Source organism: Leuconostoc aquikimchii (genome assembly GCF_040838325.1).
GTDB lineage: Bacteria > Bacillota > Bacilli > Lactobacillales > Lactobacillaceae > Leuconostoc > Leuconostoc aquikimchii.
In genome coordinates this window covers 1,425,638-1,447,677 of sequence record NZ_JBFPER010000001.1, presented here as the reverse complement: position 1 = coordinate 1,447,677, position 22,040 = coordinate 1,425,638, and the positions used below count along the sequence as shown (strand labels likewise).

Below are 22,040 nucleotides of genomic sequence, written 5' to 3'. Positions count from 1 at the left end.
ATGGGATTATTTGATATTTTTCGTAAAAAAAAGGTCGAAGTAACAAGTGAAACATCTGAAAATACGGTTGAATCAAAAACCAATCAAGACAATTCAGAACGACTGGAGCCGACAACATCGAATGACTCACAAGAAGCAGAATCTGGGCACAGTGTAACCGAAGAATTGACGTCTGATAATTTTCCTCAGGTGACCGAAACAGAGAAAATATCAGAATCAGAAGTAGCATTAGAACCAATGCCTGAACCTGAAGTAGTAGAGCAACAGATCTATAATAAAGGTTTAGAAAAATCACGCACTGGGTTTGCTGCGCGATTCAATAAGTTTTTGGCCAACTTTCGTTCTGTTGATGAAGACTTTTTTGAAGCGTTAGAAGAAACCCTAGTTGGTGCAGACGTTGGCTTTGATATGGCGATTAAAATTTCAGATGACTTGCGTGAAGAAGTTAAACTTGAAAATGCACATCGTCAAGAAGATGTCCGTGATGTCATCATAAAAAAAATGGTTGATATGTATGAAGCTGATGGTGTTGATGAAGACGCAACCATGCACTTCAATGTCAATGGCACAACGGTTATCTTGTTAGTCGGTGTTAATGGCGTTGGAAAAACAACTACAATTGGCAAGTTATCCACAAAATATCAACAACAAGGGAAGTCCGTTTTACTTGCAGCAGCAGATACGTTCCGTGCTGGGGCAACAAAACAATTGCAAGAATGGGGTGCACGTGCGGGTGTGCCAGTAGTAGCTGGCAAAGAAAAAGCAGATCCAGCATCCGTTGTTTTTGAAGCAGTAACTAAAGCACGTGATGAGCATTATGATATTTTGTTTGTTGATACAGCAGGTCGTTTACAAAATAATGTTAATTTAATGCAAGAATTAGAAAAAATGACACGTATTATTAAGCGTGAAGTGCCCGGCGCACCACACGAGGTACTGTTGGTGCTTGATGCCACAACTGGTCAAAATGCGTTACAACAGGCAAAGTTATTCAAAAATTCTTCCGATGTGACGGGTATTGTCTTAACAAAAATGGATGGTACAGCAAAGGGTGGCATCGTGTTTGCCATTCGAAATGAGATGCATTTGCCAGTGAAATGGGTTGGATTTGGTGAAAAGGCCAGTGATCTACGGGAATTTAAGCCCGAAGAATTTATATATGGCATGTTTAAGGATTTGATTGCATGAATTTTAAAGAGAAAAATCGCATTAATAGTTTATTTGGCTTTTATGGTGAGCTATTAACGGCTAAACAACAAGAATATTTACGATATTATTTTGAAGATGATTACTCAATTGTTGAAATAGCAGAAGCTGAAACGGTTAGCCGCCAAGCGGTGTCTGATAATATTAAACGTGGTCTTGACCAGCTGATAAAATATGAACATGTATTACGGTTACAAGAAAAATTTGAGGCGCGTTCCGCAATTGAGACGCAAGTGCAAGATTACATCGCAGTGTATTATAATAAAGATAACAAGTTAAAAAAACTTGTATCACAACTCATGGCACACGAAATAGAAGACTAATATGACACGCTAAAAAGGAGAAACGTGTCCGGTACAACGATGATTTTCACATAGGTATACATATGTAAGATCTAGCCCGGGCACTTTAATATCAATATTATGGCATTTGAAAATTTAACTGAACGCCTTTCAAAGGCAATGAAAAACTTAACTGGCCGTGGGCGAGTGAGTGAAGAGGATTTACGTGCAACAATGCGTGAGATTCGTTTGGCATTATTAGAAGCTGATGTTAATTATGACACTGTCAAAAAATTCGTTGCCAACGTTCGTGAAAAAGCGAGTGGTGCTGATATTTTGACAGGCTTAAACCCCGCGCAACAAGTAGTCAAGATTGTCAATGATGAATTGACGATGACAATGGGCGCCGAAGCGGTGCCGTTGAATAAATCACCTAAAATTCCGACAATTATTATGATGGCTGGCCTGCAAGGTGCTGGAAAAACAACAACAGTTGCAAAGCTAGCTTATAAATTAAAAAAAGAAGAAAAAGCACGACCGCTTTTGATTGCAGCCGACGTTTATCGGCCAGCAGCTATTGATCAGTTAGAAATATTAGGACGCGATTTAGAAATACCAGTGTTCCAACTTGGCACGGCAGTTAATCCGCGTGAAATTGTGCGGCAAGGATTAGCAAAAGCTGCCGAAAACAAGAATGATTATGTCTTTATTGACACGGCCGGTCGTTTACAAATTGATGAAGTTTTGATGCAAGAACTGAAAGATATAGCTGAAATTTCACAACCAGACGAAATTTTACTGACAGTCGATGCCATGACTGGGCAAAATGCTGCTGACACAGCAAAAGGTTTTTCAGCAGCATTAGATTTAACGGGTGTTGTCTTAACTAAATTAGATGGTGATACCCGAGGTGGTGCCGCTCTTTCAATACGTGATGTCACAGGGAAGCCAATTAAGTTTGTTGGTCAAGGTGAAAAGCCAACAGATTTGGATGTGTTTTATCCAGAACGTATGGCTTCTCGTATTTTAGGTATGGGTGATGTGCTGACCTTGATTGAAAAGGCACAGCGTGACTTTGACGAAGAATCACAAGCTAAACAGCTTGAAAAAATGCGTCAAAACACCTTTGATTTCAATGATTTTGTTACGCAGTTAAAACAAGTTCAAAGTATGGGACCGATGGAAGATTTGTTAAAAATGATTCCAGGTATGGCGAACAATCCAGCGTTGGCAAATGTCAATATTGATGCAAAACAGTTTTCACATTTGGAAGCAATTGTGAGTTCAATGACGCCAGCTGAACGTGAAGATCCTGACTTAATTAATCCATCACGTCGACGACGATTGGCGGCAGGTGCTGGACGTCCTATTGTTGAAGTGAACCGTATGATTAAGCAATTTGATCAAATGCGTAAAATGATGAATCAAGCGACGAATGGTAACTTTGGCGGCATTGACAAAATGATGGGCGGTTCTGGTATGGATATGTCCGCAATGATGGGTGGTGGCGGCATGCCATCTGGTAACTTTGGTCAAAAAGTTCAGAATTTTGCGATAAAACAGGCAGCACGTCGGTTACAAAAAGCTAAGAAAAAGCGTGGTAAGAAATAATGCAACGATTGGAACGTGTGTTACCTATATTTGTGTTTGTGGTAATGCTGGGCGCAAATATGTTAAATGCACCTAATCTTTCAATGCCAACCGTGTTAATGGCAATTTTGTCAGCACTCATACCAAGCATGATTATATTTGGTTTAATCAAGTTATTAGAGTGGTGGATAAAACGCGAGTGAGTGTGAGGTTAGCTGATTTTAGAAATTATATGAGACACACAAGTTGATTTGAACTTAAAGGAGAAATATGTCAATTAAATTGATTGCATCAGATCTAGATGCTACTTTTCTAAAAGATGATAAAACATTCAACGAAGTATTATTTCAAGAAGTACTTGATAAATTACATGCGCAAGGTGGACAATTTATTGTTGCCACAGGTAATCATGTGCAAAAAGTACGTGAGTACTTCAAAAATTTTGAAGGACAATATCAGATGATTGCTAATAATGGGGCAGAGGTCATTTTAAATGGCGAACTGACTCATGTCTGGGCAGTATCTGAAGAGGTACCAGCTGAAATTGATAGCCTAGCGGATAAATATAAGACGCACTTGCAATTAGGCGTGTCCTTTGTTGCAGCTAACAAAGCCTTCATGATAATTAAAAATCACAGTGATGAGCATCTTGCTTTTGCAAAAAAATATTTTGAAAATTTGACACTCATTGATTCTGTTACTGAAATTAATGAACCAATTTTAAAGGTATCGCTTGTTTTGCCGCGTGTTGAATATGATTTTATGCGTGAAGTTAAGCTAGTGCTTGGCAATAAGGTTCATGTGACAACTTCCGGGTATGGGGCAATTGATATTGTGAATCCTCATGTTAACAAGGCAAATGCGCTGAAATACATTGCTGAAACATTAGATGTTTTACCATCTGAAATTATGGCTTTTGGTGATGGCTTAAATGATTTAGAAATGCTTGAGTACGTCGGTCAACCAGTGGCTATGACAAATTCTGATGAAGCGCTTTTTCAACATGATTTTGCACGAAGCATTGCTGATAACGACAACGACGGGGTTTTGAAGACAATTTTAGAAAAATTATAACACGCAAATAGGCGTGTTTTTTTGTTATTCAAATTTTAAAAAAGCTTGTGCTATGATAAAATTAGTTGTATACTTACTAATAGTAAGAAGAAAGAGAGACAAATAACATGACTAAATATGGCGTTTTAGTAGGATCTATTAGGAAAAATTCGTATTCAAAAGGAGTTGCTGATGCACTCGTTGCTGGTTTACCTGAAGATTCTGAGGTAACTTACATCAATATTAGTGACTTGCCTTTATATAATCAAGATTATGACATGCAATCACCTGAATCATATGTGGCCTTTCGTTCAGAAATTGCGAAGCAAGATGCAATTATTTTTGTAACACCAGAACATAATCGTAGCATTTCAGCTGCTTTGAAAAATGCCTTAGATGTTGGTTCACGTCCTTGGGGTGAAAGTGTTTGGGGTGGGAAACCAGCCCTAGTAGCTTCACAATCAGTTGGTGGTACTGCTGGCACACTAGCACATCATATTCTACGTCAATCTCTAGTCATGTTGGATATGCCAACAATGCAGCAACCAGAACTTTATATCGGTGGGGTTCAAAATCTATCTGATGACGAAGGTCATATTACGAATTCAGATACGAAAGCATTTCTTGCCGATGCAACCCAGAAATTTGTATCGTTTGCCAGCAAATTTAAATAAGACGCGTAAGATTGATTGAACGCATTTTTTGAATTAGAAATGAAAGCATAAGGATAATAGCGTCAAATGAAAATATTTGTGATTGGTGCAACAGGCATGACCGGAAAAGCTATTGTAGCAGAAGCGCTAAATCATGATTTAGTGGTGATTGCTCATGCACGTTCTAATGACAAGTTAACGGCATTAAAAAATGAATTTCAATCGATTGAAACGCTTGCAAAAGATGCTTTTCTATTAACCGAATCAGATTTTGAAGCTGCCGATGTTGTTATTGATGCTTTTTCAACGACACCTGATAAAGCCTATTTACAGATTGATTTGGCAACGAAACTGGTAGCCTTATTGCGAGAAAGCAAGACACGTTTGGCCTTTGTTCTAGGTGCGGGGAGTTTACTTGTAGCTGGAGATGGCAATAGCAATGAGCATTTGGCTGTTGCGGATATTGAAAAGGATGATAGTACGTTACCTTGGCGTGCGATTCCGAAAAATCAATTGAAAGAACTTAACTTTTTGCGTGATGTTGACAATGTTGATTGGTTTGGTATTTCACCAGGATTGAATTTTGTAGCAGGTGAAAAAAGTCAGGAAATACTTACAGGTACAGATCATTTATTAATTAATGATCAAGGCGTATCAGAAACAACTGCGGGCACAATGGCGTTTGCACTGGTTGCTGAAATTTTGAAGCCAACACACCATAACGCACGTTTTACAGTTGCAAATGCTTAATGGTGATATTATAAAAAACTTTGATAATGGTTAAACCCATATCAAGTTTTTTTTTTGATTACTTTTACGCGTTAAATATGCTAATTGCCGCAACTATGTGGCAAACAACTAAATGGAAATGTAAGCGCTTTCTTGATAGACTATAGGTAATATAAGGAGGAATAAAAAATGTCTAATGGGCTATCAAAAAAGTTTCTTTGGGGCGGCGCGGTTGCAGCACATCAACTTGAAGGTGGTTGGCAAGAAGGCGGCAAGGGCGTTAGTGTTGCGGATGTCATGACTGTTGGCAAGCCAGGGCAAGAGCGGGCAATTACAGATGGTGTTTTACCAGATGTATATTACCCTAATCATGAGGCAATTGATTTCTATCATCATTACAAAGAAGATATTGCTTTGTTGAAAGAAATGGGGTTTAAAAGTTTTAGAACATCAATCGCTTGGACTAGAATATATCCCACTGGAGAAGAGAATGAACCAAATGAAGCGGGATTGCAATTTTATGATGATTTATTTGATGAACTATTAAAAAATGATATTGAACCCGTTATTACATTATCACATTTCGAATTACCTTATAATTTAGTGACCAAATATGGCGGCTTCCGTAATCGTAAATTAATTGATTTGTTTGTCAAATTTGCGATAACTTGTTTCAAGCGTTATCAAAACAAAGTGACATACTGGATGACTTTTAATGAAATAAATAACCAAGCAAATTATGACAGTGACTTTCTAGTGTTCACTAATTCAGGTCTTCGCTTTAAGCCAGGTGAAAATCGCGAAGAAGGTATGTATCAAGCGGCCCATAATGAATTAGTGGCGAGTGCGCGTGTGGTTAAATTAGGGCATGACATTAATCCTGATTTTCAAATTGGCTGCATGATCGCCATGGGGCCTGTATACCCTGCAACTATGAATCCAGACGATGTGTTGGCTGCTCAAAAAGCGATGGAAAAAAATTATTTCTTTGCTGACGTGCATGTTAATGGTGAATATCCAGCTTTCTTGACAAAGTATTGGGCACGTAAGGGATTTGATATTGATGTTACGGCACAAGATTTAGTAGATTTGAAAGCTGGGACAGTTGATTATATTGGCTTGAGCTATTATATGTCACATGCTGTTAAGAAAAATAGTGAGACAGCATTTGATGATATGACACCGCAAAACAGTCAGGTACGAAACACTTATTTGGAGGCAAGCGATTGGGGCTGGCAAATTGATCCGAAAGGGTTGCGGTATGCCTTGAATTGGTTTACTGACAAATATCATTTACCCTTATTTATTGTTGAAAATGGGTTTGGCGCGTATGATAAAGTTACGGCAGATGGTGCCATACATGATCAATACCGTATTGATTATTTACGTGAACATATTCGTCAAATGATACTTGCCGTTGTCGAAGATGGGGTAGATTTGATTGGTTATACGCCTTGGGGATGTATTGATTTAGTATCGGCGGGAACAGGTGAAATGGATAAGCGCTATGGCTTTATCTATGTCGACAAAAATAATAAAAATGAAGGCACCTTGGCACGGCGTAAAAAAGATTCATTTTATTGGTTTAAGGCTGTTATCGCATCAAATGGCGAGAACTTAGATTAGAAAGGAAACTTATTATGAAGAAAGCATTAATCATTTGCGCAGCAGGCATGTCATCATCAATGATGGCAAAAAAAACAACAGATTATTTCAAGACGCAAAACAAAGCGATTGAAATGGATGCTATCACAGCCACAGAAGGTGAAGAATCAATTCGTGAGGGGGATTTTGATTTGTATTTGGTGAGTCCACAGACAACGATGTACTTAGAAGGTTTTCAAAAAATAGGACAAGAAGTGGGGAAACCGGTTGTTTCTATCCCATTTAATGCCTATATTCCTATTCCAATGGGCATCGAAAAAATGGCAAAGTTAGTTGAAGAAAACATTTAGACGGCACAATTTTGAATAGTTGAGGTATCATGATGAAGGAAATTGATTTACTACGCTATTTATTAGATAATCAAGAACGTTTTGTTACCAGTGATGAGTTGGCTGGCATTTTATCATTATCGCCGAGGACTATTCGAAATTACATCAAAATGTTGAAACCAAAACTTGCTTTACATGGCGCAATATTAGAGGCGAAGCCTAGTTTTGGTTATTGTTTACATATTTCTCATCCGGTGACATTTGATTTGTTTTTGAATAAGAATTATCAATTATCTCAGTGGCAAGTAGATGATACTGAAGAAATTGATATTTCTGATCGTCAAAAGTATGTGCTTAATAAACTGGTGATCGAAAATAGGAAAATTTTGATAGATGATTTAACACAACGATTATTTGTGACGCGTTCTACGTTGTCAAAAGATTTGTCAATGATTCGCAAAAAATTGCTCCCTTATGCACTGACCATCGAAAATAAACCGCATAGTGGTATCTTTATTACAGGGTTAGAACGTAATCGTCGTCATTTTATTTTGGATTATTTCTTCACGCATAATGATAATTCATTTCAGCATTATATGGAAAATAAGTCGTTTTTTAAAAAACTGAATTTTGATCAAATTACAATCATTGTGCTGGACGAATGTCGTGAATCAGGGATTCATTTGACGGATTTCATCATTCAAAACATCGTGTTATATATTGCACTGAGTATACAACGTATGGCAGGTGGCTTTGAGTTACAACCAGTTAGTCTTGATAATAGTGTCGAAACGCGTCAAGTATACATTGTGGCACAAAATATTATTCATCGTCTTGAAAAGAGCTATCATCTGCAAGTACCAGAAAGTGAAGTGGCGTATTTAACGATTCAATTGTTGGCTAAAGGCAAGAATATTAACATGGCCAACGATGAGACTTTGCGAAAAGAGCTTGACAGTGTGCTACAACAAATTGAACATGATACTGGTTGTCCAATATCTCAAGACTATGAACTACGAAAAAATTTAGTTGAACATTTAAAACCAATGATTGTCCGACTTGAGCAAGGGCTACAGCTGAAAAACCCATTGTTACAAGAAATAAAAACAAATTATCCGACTTATTTTTCAGACGTTAAACGCTATATGAGCTTGTCACGTTATTTATCAAAGTTTGAGATAAATGATGATGAAATCGCTTATCTTGCACTACATCTCATGGCAACAGCAGAAAAATACCGAGATTTAAAGAAACCTAAAGTTTTACTGATCTGTGCGACTGGCTATGGATCGGCACAATTGTTAAATAATCGTCTTGAAAAAGAATTTGGTAAACGGCTGAATATTGTTAGTATTAAGGGTTATTACGAGGTGGATGATGCTGCATTGAATGGTATCGACATGATTATAAGCGCGATTGATTTATCAACGCAATTTTTTAAAATACCTGTGATTCAAGTGAGTATTTTTTTGACGGTAAGCGATACTAAAAAGTTGACCCAATTTTTAGATGATTTAGAGGTTAATCCGAATCAGTTTAGTAACAAGGCAACTAAGTACGCAAATAACAGTCAGACAGATAATTATTTTGATCAGTTTATGGACAACTCACGTTTTAAAATTTGGCAAACACCAACGAATCGCGCAGCAGTTTTAAATCAGTTAAGTGATATGATGCTAGCAAACGAGGCACCAGAATTTAAGCAAGAATTGTTGGACCAAATTGCTCAGCGTGAGTTACTCAGTGCAGTAACATTTAGCGATGTGATTGCAGTGCCGCATCCAGCAAGAGCAATCAGTCAAGTGCCTAAAATTGCCATTGGTGTGATACCGGCAGGACTAAAATGGTCTCAGGCGTATCCTAATATCAAATTGGTTTTTCTTTTATCACCATCTTATTTGAATAATCAAGGGTTAACAGAAACAACGCAAACAATCGTGCGATTGGTAGAAAATCAGGCACAACAAGAAAATTTAGTATTAGCTAAAGATTTTTCTGATTTTCGACAAAACTTTATGTTGTTGATGAAAGGAGGTAAAACGAAATGAATTCTGAAGAAATTCAAGTGATTGCGTTTGAAATTATTTTACACAGCGGTAATGCACGCACAAATATACATGAATCATTTGCAGCAATGCGTCATAAAAATTTCGAATTATCTGAGCAAAAATTGACAGATTCAAATGCAGAATTATTGTTAGCACACAAGTCACAAACAAAGTTACTGCAGACCTACGCTGCGGGGACAAAAATTGATATGGAAGTTATCTTGGTACATGCACAAGACCATCTGATGACAACAATGACCTTACGAGAAATGGCCATTGAGATGCAATATCTCTACAAGGAGGTGAAGAACATTGAAAACAGCCAGCAATCAGCGACAAAAAAAAGCACAGTCTAAGGATAAATTACTAGCGGCTGCAATTGAAAAAAATCGTCGAGACATGAGCCTTAAAAGTATGCAGTTTAATCGTTTTATGTTGATTCGCTACGCAACTGCTTTCTTTTTCTTTGTTAATTTATATTGGGCGTTAATTATGCGACAAACGTGGGTAGTCGTAATTCCGTTAGCCATCATGTTTGTATCCGCACTTGCTGTTGTAGAACAAATTAAACTGTTTGGCCAGCATACGAATCATTTAGTGTATTCAAAACTATTTTTTAGAACACAATTAGCTGTCAATATTATTTTAATGATTAGCACAATGACACCATTATTTACATCACTATTCCAATTTGTAAATAATACAAGTCAGAATCGATCCATTGTTTTACTCGTGTTGTTACTTGGAGTGGGTGCAATTCTTTTTATTAACAAAAGGCTAACTTTAATTGCAAATAACCATGATAAGTACTATTCGCGCTTGATAGCATATCAAGCCATTCTTAAAAATAATAAGGAGATGAAATAGTTATGGAAAATGGACGTTTGTTTAATATCTTACAAAAAGTGCTACTAAAGCCAATGACCAAAGTAGCGCAATATAGAATTGTACGTGCAATTATGGCGGCAGGGATGGCTTCCATTCCGTTTACGATTGTCGGATCTATGATATTAGTTTTAAATATATTACCGACTGTATTTCCCTTTATGACTGATTTCTTTAATGCCACCTTCTTCAAATTTAGTGATCTCTATATGATTGCTAATACGGCAACTATGGGTATTTTGGCGATGTATTTCAGTTTAGCTATTGGCTTTGAACTCACACGTATTATTCAGACAGAAGATAAATTAAAAGTGGCGCCGCTAAATGGTGCGTTCTTGTCACTATTTGCCTTCTTCATGTGTTTACCTGAATTGGTGATGCGTGGTGGCAAAATTGTGTTGTTAAATACTATTACTAAAAATGAAACAGTTGTCAACGGGTTTAGAATGACAAGTACCATTGATAGAATTGGCACAAGTGGTATTTTTACAGCGATTATTATGGCCATTTTAGCCGTTTGGTTATATACTTTCTGTGTGAAGCATAACTGGACTATCAAAATGCCAGAGGCTGTACCTGAAGGTGTATCACGGTCCTTTACAGCCTTAATTCCGACCTTTGTTATTGCCTTTGTGGTGTTAGCCATTAACGGTGGGTTGGTCATGCTCGGAACTGATATCTTTAAAATGATTGCCATACCATTTAGCTTTGTCACGAGCATGACAAGTACTTGGCTAGGTATTATGGTTATTGAATTCTTGATCCATGCATTATGGATTGTTGGTATTCATGGCGCCAACATTATTTCGGCTTTCATTACACCTATTTTCCTAGCGAATATGGTATCAAATGCGAATGGTGCAAATATTCCCTTTGCTGGTGAATTCAATAATTCCTTTGCAATTTTGGGTGGATCAGGGGCAACATTAGGTTTGTGTATATTTATTGCCTTGCTAGCACGTTCAGAGCAATTGAAAGTACTAGGTCGTGCTTCAATTGTGCCGTCATTATTTAATATTAATGAACCACTGATCTTTGGGCTGCCAATTGTGTATAATCCATACTTGGCTATTCCGTTTTTCTTAGCACCAATGGCAACAGCGTCAGTTGCTTATGCGGCAATTAATTTTCACTTTATTCGACCTATTGTTATTCAGGCACCATGGCCTTCTCCAGCTGGAATCGGTGCTTTCATTAGTACGGTTGATTGGCGCGCATCAGTATTAGCAATACTTTGTGTCATCATTGCCTTTCTAATTTACCTACCATTCATCAAAATATATGACACAAAATTGTATCATGATGAACAGGGAACGCCAACGGAAGTTTAAAATGAAGTCGTTGTATGACCATAGTTTTGTTTTCTTTGTTACAATGTTTTGAGGGAGAAACAACGATGATTAAAAAAGATGGTCATACGCATACACGATTTTCACATCATGGATCTAATGAACCCCTAGATGATTATATCGAACGCGCAATTTCACTCGGGTTTACAGAATATGTAGTCACAGAACACGCACCTTTACCAATGACGTTTTTAAATCATTTTACAGGACCACGTGAAGCACATGATGGTTCAGCGATGCTGGCGACGGAGCTTGCAGCGTATCAAAAAGAAGTCAAGCGTGTTCAGATAAAATATGCTGATCACATCCAAATTAAAAGCGGTTTTGAGCTTGATTATTTAGCGGATTATGAAACAGAGTTACGCCAATTTATAATCATGCAAGCGGATTGGTTAGATGAGTTAGTGATATCGGTTCATTTCTTGCCCACGCAAGATGGCTTGGTTGCACCAATTGATTTTGATCCCGATACATTAGCTAAATATTTTCCGGAGATTGAAAATTTACCACAGGTTGTTTTTGAAAATTATTTTAAAATACTCCAAAAAAGTGTCCGTTTTGCGGCAACTTTGCCACATGATTTTGTGATTAGAATTGGGCATATAACATTAATTCGAAAATACCAAAAATATTTTAATTTGCCAAAATTCGATGACGATAACCAATTACGCATTGATGATTTGTTAAGACAAATTAAGGATAACCATTTTCAACTTGATTTTAATACGGCCGGACTCAGCAAACCATATAACGGAGAAACTTATCCAACGCTTGATATTGTCAGAAGAGCAAGTCATTTGGGAATGACATTTGTTTATGGGTCTGATGCACACAAAGTTAGTGATGTAGGTCAATTTTACGATGCTGCTGTATCTGATATTTAAATAAGTTTAAAATAATCATTGACATATAATATTATGGGTGTATGATTAGTTTAATCTAATAAATAATCGCTGAAGTCGAAAGAGTAATTAAAATCACGTTGTACAGGAAGTGCTTAAGCTAACGCATTGAGATGAGCGCCTACGTATTTAATGAAACACACCGACGAGCGAAATGATCATAAGTCATTTCGGAAACTCCCGATACCGAGTATACCTGTTTTAATGGGTTAATGAGTAGATAGACGTAAGTTTATCTAAAATCAAGGTGGGAACACGCGAAAACGTCCTTGCAAACTATGCTTATAGTTTGCAAGGACGTTTTTTATTGGAAAAATATTATAATGAGGAGAAATTGATGAGCGATAAAATCTTAGCAGCTGGTTCTCATGATGAATTTGGCGAAGCTTTGGTACAAAAACAACAAATAACGCATTTGATTAGCAAGACATTAAATAAAAAAGCGTTTGTGGCCATTAATACGCCACTGATTGAGCGAGAAAGTGTTTTTGAACAATATCAATATGATAATGTAGTTCATCTACGTGATCAAATTGGTGAGAATCTAGTTTTGCGACCAGATTTAACATTACCTGTTGCAAGGTTTTTAGCATCTAAATCACAACAAGCACATGTTCAAAAATTTTACTATATTGGTGATGTTTTTCGACGTACTGATTATTTATCGGGAGAATATAATCAAGAGACACAGGCAGGCATTGAACTAATTGGTGATGCTAGTTTCGATGCTGAAATGCAGGCATTGGACATTATGCTAGATTTTGCGCAACAATTTGAGATTGCCGATGTGCAAGTTGTGATTAGCGATACAAGATTAATCGATCGTGTATTAGGCACGCTAGATATATCAAGTGAACAGCAAATATCACTTAAGCAAGCAATTGAAAGTAAAAACATGACGGCTTTTGAGAAAGTTCGAATGACAATAAAAAACTTTCCGACACACTTAAAAAAATGGCCCTTGGCTTTTGGTGAAGCTGGGGAAACTGTGATGTGGCAGTTACAAGGTTTACCAGAAGTAAATGACCTTGTTGATCGTTGGTTACAATTAGCTGCTTTCATTCATGAACGCTATCCAGATGTCGCTGTTACGGTTGATCTTGCATCGGCATCACCACAACCTTATTATACGGGAACAATCATACGTGGCTTTGTACCCAGTCTGGGGCGTTATCTTTTCAGTGGTGGTCGGTATGATCGTCTGTTAGAAAGTTTTCAAACAGAAAGTTTACCTGCAGTTGGCATGGGTTTCAATATTGATACAATTATGGCTGAATGGCGACGTGAAGCGGCGGATCATAATCCTGTTGAACCCATTGTTGTTGTGCTGGCCAAAGGCCGTGTCGAACAAGATACACGACCGTTACTAAAGGCGGCAGGGATTGACACAACACCATTAGAAAATCCAGACCGAAAGTTAGTATTTGATAGTCCAGATGGTATTTATCGCTTTATCTTGGTGAAACCAGATGATGTTGTGAAGTATCTTGATCGTGGTATTGGGGATGTTGGCATTGTAGGGTCAGATACGATTGCTGAACAAATTCAAAATCATTACGACGTCTTGAATCTACAAACAGGACAAGCCACGTTTGTGTTAGCAGCGCGTCAAAATTTTAAACTTAATGACATACAGCGCAAACGTATTGCAACTAAGTATCCTAAAACAGCCAGTCGTTATTTTTCACAACATGGCGAGGATGTTGAATTAGTTAAATTATCAGGTTCGGTTGAGTTGGGGCCATTAACTGGCTTGTCAGACGCTATTATTGATATTACGCAAACAGGCGACACGTTACGTGAAAATAATCTGGTTATCTACGACACAGTTGGTGAAGTAGCAACACATTTACTCGTGCGGCCAGGCGCTTTATTGCAATTTCAATCAGAATTAAAACAAGTTATTGAAAATCTTATCATGTTACTAGACCAGCGAAAGTAAGGAAAAAATGATGCAAATTATTAAAAATGAGTCAATTGATCAAATCAAAACACGCATACGTCAGCAAACATCTAAAACGATCGATCCAATTGTTGCGTCACGGGTTGAAAACATTATTGCAACTGTACGAGAAAAAGGCGATGCTGCCTTGAAAGCATACGCTCAGGAATTTGATGGTGTCACACTAAATGAATTAAAAGTAAGCGCAGCACAAATTGATTTAGCAGTGAAAAACGTTGCGCCTGAAGTGATTAAAGCATTAGAAAAAGCGGCTGCAAATATTCGGTCATTTCATCAATTAGAAATACAACAGGCCTTTGAAGATTCGCCACGACCGGGTGTGATACGAGGAACAAAAATAACCCCATTGTCAGCAGTAGGAATTTATGTACCAGGTGGTACAGCAGCATATCCATCATCTGTCTTGATGAATGCGTTACCAGCAAAAATTGCCGGTGTTCAACATATTATTATGGTGACACCACCACAAAAAGAGGGGTTAAATGATGCTGTGTTAGCAGCAGCACGAATTGCCGGCATTGATAGTATTTATCAAGTTGGTGGCGCACAAGCAATTGCAGCGTTAGCTTATGGCACTGAATCAATACCACAAGTAGATAAAATTACAGGGCCAGGAAATGCCTATGTTGCCACGGCTAAGCGCGCTGTTTATGGCCAAGTTGCTATTGATATGATTGCTGGACCATCAGAAATTGGTATTTTAGCCGATGACTCTGCGAGAGCTAAAGACATCGCCGCTGATTTGTTATCGCAGGCTGAGCATGATAAAAATGCGCGTGCAATTTTAATTACCAACTCAGAAAAATTAGCGCAAGCGGTTTCTGATGAGGTGAACGTACAGTTAAAAACACTACCAAGGGAAGACATTGCGCGTGACGCAATTGATAATAATGGGTTCATTTATTTGGTTGAGACAATTGATGACATGATTGATTTAATGAACGCAGTGGCACCAGAACATTTAGAAATTCAACTTGAAAATGCTTATGATTACATCGATAAAATACAAAATGCTGGTTCCGTGTTCTTAGGCAAATATGCTTCTGAACCACTAGGCGATTATCTGGCAGGGCCGAATCATATTTTGCCCACTGGTGGCACAGCGCGTTTTAGCTCCGCACTAGGTGTCTGGGATTTTCAAAAGCGTATTCAATATTTGTCCTACTCACAAGATGCGTTACTGGATGATGCCGATGATGTCACAGTGTTAGCACGTGAAGAAGGTTTGGCAGGACACGCTCGCGCAATTGAAGTTCGTCAATCATAAAATGTCTTATCTTAAAAGAATAGCGCTGCACATATTAGAAAGGGATAAACTCAAGATGCCAAGAGTAGCAAATATCATAAGAAACACATTGGAAACACAAATTACTTTAACGTTAACTATTGATGAACAGTCACCAATTTCAGTAGATACTGGTATTGGTTATGTTGACCACATGCTGACCTTGTTTGCTAAACACGGACGGTTTGGTTTGCAAGTAAAAGTTACTGGTGATTTGACTGTTGATTCACATCACACAACTGAAGATATCGGTATTGCCTTAGGTGAAGCGTTTACACAAGCATTGGGTGACAAAACTGGCATTGACCGCTATGGCGCACAATTCGTACCAATGGATGAAACCTTGTCGCGCGCGGTAGTTGATTTATCTGGTCGTGCCTACTTAGTTTTTGTGGCTGAACTAACAACGCCTGTGTTAGGTACATTTGAAACAGAAGTGGTTGAAGATTTTTGGCAAGGATTTGCTGATCAAGCACATGCTAACGTGCACATTGAAGTACTTTATGGTCGTAATACACATCATAAAATTGAGAGCATCTTCAAAGCAATGGGGCGTGCGATGCGTCAAGCTGTAACGATTAATCCCGAAATCAAAGGGGTTAATTCAACCAAAGGAGTGATTTAATGTCAAAAGAAAATCCGTTTATTGCAGTGATTGATTACGGTGCTGGCAACATTCGCAATGTCATGAAGGCGATAGATTATGTTGGGTTACCGGCAAAACTCACAAAAGATCCTGCCGAAATTTTATCCGCAGATGGCATTGTTATTCCTGGTGTTGGTGCGTATAAAGCGGCTATGGACAAAATTAATGCGACCGAACTTGTAGAACCGATTCAAGAAGCTGCAAATAATAAGATACCCATTCTTGGTGTTTGTCTAGGGATGCAGTTGTTATTTGACTCATCAACAGAATTTGGTGAAACAAAAGGATTCGGACTAATTCCAGGTGAAGTAGTGACGTTACCACGAAATACTGGTTTTAAAGTGCCACAAATGGGGTGGAATCAAAACAACGTTGCGATTGAAAATACCTTAACACAAGGTATTAAAGACGAGTACACGTATTTCGTACATTCATATTATGTTAAAACAGACGCTAAATATATTGCTGCTAGTGTCGATTATGGTGTTCAGGTGCCAAGCATTGTTATCAAGGACAACATTATTGGCGCACAATTCCACCCCGAAAAATCGGGCGAAGTCGGTTTGCGTGTCTGGCGAGCTTTTGCAGATTTGGTGTCAGAAAAGACGGTGATCGTATGATATTACCTGCAATTGATCTACTTGATGGTCAATCAGTACGCTTGTTAAAAGGTAATTACAATGCTGTCACAGTGGTTAACTTAGATCCTATTGCGCAAGCAAAAAAAATTAATGAATCGGGCCTAGAAGCTTTGCATGTTGTTGATTTAGATGGCGCAAAATCAGGTTTGGCAGCTAACTTGAAGACGATCATTGCCATACGTCAAAATTTTACTGGTTTTATAGAAGTTGGTGGTGGTATTCGAACAATGGCGCAAATTGAACAGTATCAAAATTTGGGAGTAGATCGTGTTATTCTCGGTTCAATCGCATTAAAAAATCCTACTTTGGTGCAACAAGCAGTCCAAAAATATGGTGGATTGATTGCTGTGGGTGTCGATGGCAAAAATGGTAAAGTTGCGACAGAAGGATGGCTTGAACAATCGGATGTCAACTTTGAAACGCTATTGTCCGCCATGACAACCATTGGCGTCAAACACTTTATTGTCACTGATGTGGCTCGTGACGGCACGCTTCAAGGGCCAAATGTTGCTTTATTAGCTGAGTTGCAGAAAAGTTTTGCAGCGGCTAATATTATCGCTAGTGGTGGCATCGCGCAAATAAGTGATTTGGAAGTTTTACATCAGGTAGGCATACAAGATATTATTGTTGGCAAGGCTTTGGCGTCAGGCAACATCTCATTGAAACAGTTAGCCGAATTGGAGGGGTAATATGGCGTTAGCAAAACGTATTGTACCAGCACTTGATGTTAAAAACGGCCGTGTTGTGAAAGGCATTAACTTTCTTAATTTACAAGATGTTGGTGATCCAGTTGATACGGCAATTGCTTATCAAAATGCTGGTGCAGATGAACTGGTCTTTTTAGATATTTCTGCAACCTTAGAAGGGCGATCTACGATGATAGACATGATTACGCGTGTGTCATCTGCAGTTTTCATTCCATTAACGGCCGGTGGTGGTGTGACTGATTTAGCAAGTATACGTGACATTATTCAAGCGGGAGCCGACAAGGTATTTTTGAACTCAGCTGCTGTTGCCAATCCTGAACTTATGCGACAAGGGGCAGAATTGTTTGGTTCACAAGCCATTGTTGGGGCCATTGATTCAAAATGGGATGAAAAATTGCAGAAGCATCGGGTTTATGTTTCTGGTGGTACCAAAGCGACAAATTTAGAGACAATTAGTTGGGCACAAAAAATGGTAGACTATGGTGCTGGAGAATTATTAGTGACAAGTATGGATACCGATGGTACTAAAAATGGGTACGATATCGCATTGTACCAAGCACTTAATCAAGCAGTTAATGTCCCAATTGTTGCTAGTGGTGGTGCTGGTAAACTATCTGACTTTGCTGCTGTATTTAAAGCAGGACATGTTGATGCTGCGTTAGCTGCATCTGTATTTCATTATGGCAACATAACAATACCTGATTTAAAGCAACATTTACAGCGTGAAGGACTGGTTATAAGATCATGACAGTAGAGAAAACACCTAATTTTAATAAGCCTTATCAAAACAATCTGATACCGGCCATTATAACTGACGGCACAACTGGGGCTGTGTTGATGTTAGCGTATATGAATGAAGCAAGTTATGCCTTGACAAAATCTACAGGTGAGACATGGTTTTGGTCACGAGAACGCGCTGAATTATGGCACAAAGGGGCAACTAGTGGTCATACACAGCAAGTTGTATCTATGACTTTGGATTGTGATTCAGATACCTTGCTTATTCAAGTAATATCAAATGGACCAGCCTGTCACACAGGTGCGTATTCATGCTTTTTTAATCCTGTGATTGACAGTAATTTGAAGAACAATAACTAAACGCTGCTACCAAATCAAGGACAACTGGTTATTTTTCAGCTGGATAAGCAATTAAATCGTTCTTAAAGGAGAAAAAATATGACGCAACAAACCATCGAATCACTTTATGAACAAGTCCTGGATCGTAAAAAAACACCAGAAGAAAGCTCATATACAAATTATCTTTACACGAAAGGGTTGGATAAAATTCTTAAAAAAATTGGTGAAGAGACAACAGAAGTGATTATTGGCGCAAAAAACACGAACGATGAACTAATTTATGAAACTGCTGATTTATTGTTTCATTTAATGGTATTATTAGTTGAAAAGGGTGTCTCACTTGATGACATCAAAAACGAACTTGGTTCTCGTGACGGTCAAAAATCACGTCTGCACGAGCGAGAAGATTGGAGAGTTAAAAAATGAAGGAATCAATTAAAAATATGAAGGCCTATCAGGCGGAGTTACCAGCTGAAGTGGTTAAAGCTAAATATGGCTTATCACATTTAGCACGTTTGTCAGCTAATGAATCCGTTTACGGACCCTCACCAAAAGTAGCTAAGGCAATTAAAGCAACAGCTGATGATATTTTGGGATACTATCCTGATGGCCAAGCAACAACATTGCGTGAAGCAGTTGCAAAACATGATCAAGTTGATCCTGAAAGCTTGGTGTTTGGTGTTGGTGCTGACGAATTGATTCAATTACTGACACGGACTGTATTAACGCCAGGATCAAATATTATTGTCCCTGATCCAACATTTGGTGAATATGCGATGCATGCACAAATTGAGCAAGCTGATGCAAAAAAAATACCAGTGAAGCCTACAACTGGTCAAATTGATTTTGAAGCTATGTTTTCAGCAGTTGACGACAACACTGCAATGGTGTGGCTTGCTAATCCCAATAATCCAACGGGTGTATTTGAAAAGCGGGCAGCTATTTTGGCTTTCTTGGAAAAGTTACCAAAAACCGTGACATTAGTCGTTGATGAAGCGTATTATGATTTTGTGGCGCAACCGGATGCAACGGTTGCTCAAGATGTTAAACATTATAGTAACCTTGTTGTGTTACGTACCTTATCAAAAGCCTATGGTTTGGCAAACTTACGGGTTGGTTACGGTATTATGCAAGAACCATTGTATGGTGTCATGCAGGCAGTTCGGTTACCTTATAATTTAAATACTTATCAAATTGTTGGTGGTACAGCAGCGATTGAAGATCAAGCTTACTTAAGTCAAGTGGTCGCTAAAACGCAAGCCGAAAGAAAGCTGTTTCAAACGTTTTTACGTGACAATAACTTGAATTTCTATGAGTCAGAAACGAATTTTATCTGGGTTAAAGTTGGTGATACAAAAAAAGTCGGCGAATATCTATTGTCACAGGGATATCAAGTCAATGATCACTTAAATTCAGAGTGGATTCGTATCGCATTAGGCACAGCAGAAGATAACGCTGGTATGCGAGCAGCCATTTTAACCAGTACAAAATAGTGACCTAAAGGACGATGATGTCCTTTTTATTTTGAGTGTGATATTGTACGCGTTAGTGACGAATAATAACATTTTGATTATTTTATGCTATCTAACTACTTTATAGTATGGTAAAATAAATAAGTAAAAGACGTTTCTATTCATAATGTTCGTCTTTTGCTAAAAATAAAATGTATACCCACAGAGGGACACTCACGGATAGGTGCAAACAGGCCAGTGTTGATTTTTTGAATCGCAGGACTTTCTCCGATAAACCTATCCCGTCTGAAAGCAGCTGTGGATGTATTAGGAGAAAAATATGTCTGGTGTAATTGTTGTCGGTTCACAGTGGGGCGATGAAGGTAAAGGAAAGATAGTTGACTTTTTTTCGGAAAATGCAGATGCAGTTGTCCGATATCAAGGTGGAAATAACGCCGGTCATACTATTTGGCATGGTGATACAAAGTTTGAATTGTCAGCTTTGCCTTCCGGTATTTTGACAAAGGGTCAGCTGGCTATTTTAGGTAATGGCGTTGTTGTCAATCCTGAAGCCTTGCTTGCAGAAATCGCTAAAGTTGAATCCAAAGGTATTACGATTGAAAACTTACGAATCTCTAATCGTGCGCATGTCATTATGCCATATCATATTGCACTTGATAAGGCAGCTGAATCAGCGTCGAACAACCGGATTGGCACGACTAAAAAAGGTATTGGTCCAGCTTATACAGATAAAATTTCTCGTGTGGGTATTCGTGTAGCTGATTTAATTGATCCAGAGGTTTTTTCAAAACTGCTTAAAGAATATTTACCATTTAAAAATGATCAATTGACAAAATTGTATGGTGAAGAAGCACTAAGTTATGACGATATTTACAATACTTATGTTGAATATGGCCGTTTATTAGCGCCTTATGTGACAGATACTTCTTATTTGTTAGGGCAATTAATGGCTGATAAAAAGCGTGTTGTATTTGAAGGGGCACAAGGCATCATGTTGGATGTCGATCATGGTACATATCCCTATGTAACAAGTTCAAACCCAACGGCTGGTGGTGTGATGAACGGTGCCGGTGTTGGACCAAAACAAATACAAGATGTTGTCGGTGTGATTAAGGCTTATACATCACGTGTTGGTGAAGGTCCCTTTCCAACGGAGTTACATGATGATATCGCGGATCATATTCGTGAAGTTGGGCATGAATATGGGGTTGTGACAAAACGGCCACGACGTATTGGCTGGCTAGATGCTGTGGCATTACGTCATGCGGTTCAAGTCTCTGGTTTGACTAAATTGGCAATTAATTCTTTAGACGTGTTGTCTGGCTTGAAAGAATTGAAAATTGCAACATCATATACGTATAAGGGTGAAGAAATTCATCATTTTCCAGCGTCAGATACTTGGTTTGATGGGTTAGATATTAATTGTGAGACCCTCCCGGGTTGGGATGAAGATATTACCAAAGTGACGTCTTTTGATGCCTTACCAATTAATGCTCAAAACTATTTAAAACGTATCTCAGAATTGCTGGAAGTCGAATTATTAAGTTTTGCCGTTGGGCCAAAGCCGGAAGAGACGCATCTTTTGAGTGAAGTTTGGCAATAAATTGTCAGTATAGGGG

The 22,040-nt window shown here is 38.3% G+C and carries 24 protein-coding genes; all 24 read left to right on the top strand.

What is annotated here, in order from left to right; genetic code table 11:
- The 24 genes from ftsY to AB3K24_RS07010 all read left to right on the top strand — a co-directional run bounded on the left by ftsY (nt 1) and on the right by AB3K24_RS07010 (nt 22,024).
- Nucleotides 1–1,188, top strand: a complete 1,188-nt coding sequence (gene ftsY, locus AB3K24_RS07125) for a signal recognition particle-docking protein FtsY (RefSeq protein ID WP_367974682.1) — start codon at nt 1–3, stop codon at nt 1,186–1,188.
- The gene (ylxM, locus tag AB3K24_RS07120) at nt 1,185–1,529 is read left to right on the top strand and encodes a YlxM family DNA-binding protein (RefSeq protein WP_367974680.1); all 345 of its coding nucleotides are present in this window, start codon (nt 1,185–1,187) and stop codon (nt 1,527–1,529) included. Before ftsY ends, ylxM begins: the two co-directional genes overlap by 4 nt.
- Before the next feature lie 99 nt (nt 1,530–1,628).
- On the top strand, nt 1,629–3,098 hold the full coding sequence (gene ffh, locus AB3K24_RS07115; protein ID WP_367974678.1) for a signal recognition particle protein: 1,470 nt from the start codon (nt 1,629–1,631) through the stop codon (nt 3,096–3,098).
- Entirely contained in the window at nt 3,098–3,280 is a 183-nt protein-coding gene (locus tag AB3K24_RS07110) for a hypothetical protein (protein ID WP_367974676.1), read from the top strand. The genes ffh and AB3K24_RS07110 overlap by 1 nt, the downstream gene beginning before the upstream one ends.
- A 67-nt stretch (nt 3,281–3,347) precedes the next feature.
- Nucleotides 3,348–4,151 carry an HAD-IIB family hydrolase gene (locus tag AB3K24_RS07105; protein ID WP_367974675.1) on the top strand — a complete coding sequence of 268 codons (804 nt, stop codon included), beginning with the start codon at nt 3,348–3,350 and terminating at the stop codon, nt 4,149–4,151.
- A 107-nt stretch (nt 4,152–4,258) separates the two neighbouring features.
- On the top strand, nt 4,259–4,804 hold the full coding sequence (locus AB3K24_RS07100; RefSeq protein ID WP_367974673.1) for an NADPH-dependent FMN reductase: 546 nt from the start codon (nt 4,259–4,261) through the stop codon (nt 4,802–4,804).
- Nucleotides 4,805–4,870: 66 nt separating this feature from the next.
- Entirely contained in the window at nt 4,871–5,533 is a 663-nt protein-coding gene (locus AB3K24_RS07095) for an NAD(P)-dependent oxidoreductase (protein WP_367974671.1), read from the top strand.
- Nucleotides 5,534–5,701: 168 nt separating this feature from the next.
- Complete coding sequence (locus AB3K24_RS07090; RefSeq protein WP_367974669.1) at nt 5,702–7,138, top strand: 6-phospho-beta-glucosidase; 1,437 nt, start codon at nt 5,702–5,704, stop codon at nt 7,136–7,138.
- A 14-nt stretch (nt 7,139–7,152) separates the two neighbouring features.
- Nucleotides 7,153–7,467: a PTS cellobiose transporter subunit IIB gene (locus tag AB3K24_RS07085; RefSeq protein ID WP_367974667.1), complete on the top strand. Its 315-nt coding sequence runs from the start codon at nt 7,153–7,155 to the stop codon at nt 7,465–7,467.
- 29 nt (nt 7,468–7,496) lie between these two features.
- Nucleotides 7,497–9,494 carry a BglG family transcription antiterminator gene (locus AB3K24_RS07080; protein ID WP_367974665.1) on the top strand — a complete coding sequence of 666 codons (1,998 nt, stop codon included), beginning with the start codon at nt 7,497–7,499 and terminating at the stop codon, nt 9,492–9,494.
- Nucleotides 9,491–9,850, top strand: a complete 360-nt coding sequence (locus tag AB3K24_RS07075) for a PTS cellobiose transporter subunit IIA (RefSeq protein ID WP_367974663.1) — start codon at nt 9,491–9,493, stop codon at nt 9,848–9,850. Before AB3K24_RS07080 ends, AB3K24_RS07075 begins: the two co-directional genes overlap by 4 nt.
- A complete protein-coding gene (locus AB3K24_RS07070; protein ID WP_367974661.1) occupies nt 9,807–10,361 on the top strand; it encodes a sugar transporter in 555 nt (184 codons plus the stop codon). Before AB3K24_RS07075 ends, AB3K24_RS07070 begins: the two co-directional genes overlap by 44 nt.
- Nucleotides 10,362–10,378: 17 nt before the next feature.
- Nucleotides 10,379–11,710, top strand: coding sequence for a PTS cellobiose transporter subunit IIC (gene celB, locus AB3K24_RS07065; protein WP_367975600.1), 1,332 nt, complete (start codon nt 10,379–10,381; stop codon nt 11,708–11,710).
- 65 nt (nt 11,711–11,775) lie between these two features.
- Complete coding sequence (gene hisJ, locus AB3K24_RS07060) at nt 11,776–12,612, top strand: histidinol-phosphatase HisJ (protein ID WP_367974659.1); 837 nt, start codon at nt 11,776–11,778, stop codon at nt 12,610–12,612.
- Between the two features lie 355 nt (nt 12,613–12,967).
- Entirely contained in the window at nt 12,968–14,572 is a 1,605-nt protein-coding gene (gene hisG, locus AB3K24_RS07055) for an ATP phosphoribosyltransferase (protein WP_367974658.1), read from the top strand.
- A gap of 10 nt (nt 14,573–14,582) precedes the next feature.
- Entirely contained in the window at nt 14,583–15,860 is a 1,278-nt protein-coding gene (gene hisD, locus AB3K24_RS07050) for a histidinol dehydrogenase (RefSeq protein ID WP_367974657.1), read from the top strand.
- Between the two features lie 55 nt (nt 15,861–15,915).
- On the top strand, nt 15,916–16,503 hold the full coding sequence (gene hisB / locus AB3K24_RS07045) for an imidazoleglycerol-phosphate dehydratase HisB (RefSeq protein WP_367974656.1): 588 nt from the start codon (nt 15,916–15,918) through the stop codon (nt 16,501–16,503).
- Nucleotides 16,503–17,144 (top strand): imidazole glycerol phosphate synthase subunit HisH, encoded by a 642-nt coding sequence (hisH, locus tag AB3K24_RS07040; protein ID WP_367974655.1) that lies wholly within the window; start codon nt 16,503–16,505, stop codon nt 17,142–17,144. Before hisB ends, hisH begins: the two co-directional genes overlap by 1 nt.
- Nucleotides 17,141–17,854, top strand: a complete 714-nt coding sequence (gene hisA / locus AB3K24_RS07035; protein WP_367974653.1) for a 1-(5-phosphoribosyl)-5-[(5-phosphoribosylamino)methylideneamino]imidazole-4-carboxamide isomerase — start codon at nt 17,141–17,143, stop codon at nt 17,852–17,854. Before hisH ends, hisA begins: the two co-directional genes overlap by 4 nt.
- A 1-nt stretch (nt 17,855) precedes the next feature.
- The gene (hisF, locus tag AB3K24_RS07030) at nt 17,856–18,620 is read left to right on the top strand and encodes an imidazole glycerol phosphate synthase subunit HisF (RefSeq protein ID WP_367974652.1); all 765 of its coding nucleotides are present in this window, start codon (nt 17,856–17,858) and stop codon (nt 18,618–18,620) included.
- Nucleotides 18,617–18,970: a phosphoribosyl-AMP cyclohydrolase gene (gene hisI, locus AB3K24_RS07025; RefSeq protein ID WP_367974650.1), complete on the top strand. Its 354-nt coding sequence runs from the start codon at nt 18,617–18,619 to the stop codon at nt 18,968–18,970. Before hisF ends, hisI begins: the two co-directional genes overlap by 4 nt.
- 78 nt (nt 18,971–19,048) lie before the next feature.
- Nucleotides 19,049–19,375, top strand: coding sequence for a phosphoribosyl-ATP diphosphatase (gene hisE, locus AB3K24_RS07020; protein WP_367974648.1), 327 nt, complete (start codon nt 19,049–19,051; stop codon nt 19,373–19,375).
- Complete coding sequence (gene hisC, locus AB3K24_RS07015; RefSeq protein ID WP_367974646.1) at nt 19,372–20,442, top strand: histidinol-phosphate transaminase; 1,071 nt, start codon at nt 19,372–19,374, stop codon at nt 20,440–20,442. Before hisE ends, hisC begins: the two co-directional genes overlap by 4 nt.
- A gap of 298 nt (nt 20,443–20,740) precedes the next feature.
- Nucleotides 20,741–22,024, top strand: a complete 1,284-nt coding sequence (locus AB3K24_RS07010; protein ID WP_367974644.1) for an adenylosuccinate synthase — start codon at nt 20,741–20,743, stop codon at nt 22,022–22,024.
- Nucleotides 22,025–22,040 lie beyond the last annotated feature (16 nt).

What these genes read in the sequence shown, in the direction of transcription:
- ftsY (WP_367974682.1), top strand. Translation starts at nt 1, where the DNA reads ATGGGATTATTTGATATTTTTCGTAAAAAAAAGGTCGAAGTAACAAGT.
- ylxM (WP_367974680.1), top strand. Translation starts at nt 1,185, where the DNA reads ATGAATTTTAAAGAGAAAAATCGCATTAATAGTTTATTTGGCTTTTAT.
- ffh (WP_367974678.1), top strand. Translation starts at nt 1,629, where the DNA reads ATGGCATTTGAAAATTTAACTGAACGCCTTTCAAAGGCAATGAAAAAC.
- AB3K24_RS07110 (WP_367974676.1), top strand. Translation starts at nt 3,098, where the DNA reads ATGCAACGATTGGAACGTGTGTTACCTATATTTGTGTTTGTGGTAATG.
- AB3K24_RS07105 (WP_367974675.1), top strand. Translation starts at nt 3,348, where the DNA reads ATGTCAATTAAATTGATTGCATCAGATCTAGATGCTACTTTTCTAAAA.
- AB3K24_RS07100 (WP_367974673.1), top strand. Translation starts at nt 4,259, where the DNA reads ATGACTAAATATGGCGTTTTAGTAGGATCTATTAGGAAAAATTCGTAT.
- AB3K24_RS07095 (WP_367974671.1), top strand. Translation starts at nt 4,871, where the DNA reads ATGAAAATATTTGTGATTGGTGCAACAGGCATGACCGGAAAAGCTATT.
- AB3K24_RS07090 (WP_367974669.1), top strand. Translation starts at nt 5,702, where the DNA reads ATGTCTAATGGGCTATCAAAAAAGTTTCTTTGGGGCGGCGCGGTTGCA.
- AB3K24_RS07085 (WP_367974667.1), top strand. Translation starts at nt 7,153, where the DNA reads ATGAAGAAAGCATTAATCATTTGCGCAGCAGGCATGTCATCATCAATG.
- AB3K24_RS07080 (WP_367974665.1), top strand. Translation starts at nt 7,497, where the DNA reads ATGATGAAGGAAATTGATTTACTACGCTATTTATTAGATAATCAAGAA.
- AB3K24_RS07075 (WP_367974663.1), top strand. Translation starts at nt 9,491, where the DNA reads ATGAATTCTGAAGAAATTCAAGTGATTGCGTTTGAAATTATTTTACAC.
- hisJ (WP_367974659.1), top strand. Translation starts at nt 11,776, where the DNA reads ATGATTAAAAAAGATGGTCATACGCATACACGATTTTCACATCATGGA.
- hisG (WP_367974658.1), top strand. Translation starts at nt 12,968, where the DNA reads ATGAGCGATAAAATCTTAGCAGCTGGTTCTCATGATGAATTTGGCGAA.
- hisD (WP_367974657.1), top strand. Translation starts at nt 14,583, where the DNA reads ATGCAAATTATTAAAAATGAGTCAATTGATCAAATCAAAACACGCATA.
- hisB (WP_367974656.1), top strand. Translation starts at nt 15,916, where the DNA reads ATGCCAAGAGTAGCAAATATCATAAGAAACACATTGGAAACACAAATT.
- hisH (WP_367974655.1), top strand. Translation starts at nt 16,503, where the DNA reads ATGTCAAAAGAAAATCCGTTTATTGCAGTGATTGATTACGGTGCTGGC.
- hisA (WP_367974653.1), top strand. Translation starts at nt 17,141, where the DNA reads ATGATATTACCTGCAATTGATCTACTTGATGGTCAATCAGTACGCTTG.
- hisF (WP_367974652.1), top strand. Translation starts at nt 17,856, where the DNA reads ATGGCGTTAGCAAAACGTATTGTACCAGCACTTGATGTTAAAAACGGC.
- hisI (WP_367974650.1), top strand. Translation starts at nt 18,617, where the DNA reads ATGACAGTAGAGAAAACACCTAATTTTAATAAGCCTTATCAAAACAAT.
- hisE (WP_367974648.1), top strand. Translation starts at nt 19,049, where the DNA reads ATGACGCAACAAACCATCGAATCACTTTATGAACAAGTCCTGGATCGT.
- hisC (WP_367974646.1), top strand. Translation starts at nt 19,372, where the DNA reads ATGAAGGAATCAATTAAAAATATGAAGGCCTATCAGGCGGAGTTACCA.
- AB3K24_RS07010 (WP_367974644.1), top strand. Translation starts at nt 20,741, where the DNA reads ATGTCTGGTGTAATTGTTGTCGGTTCACAGTGGGGCGATGAAGGTAAA.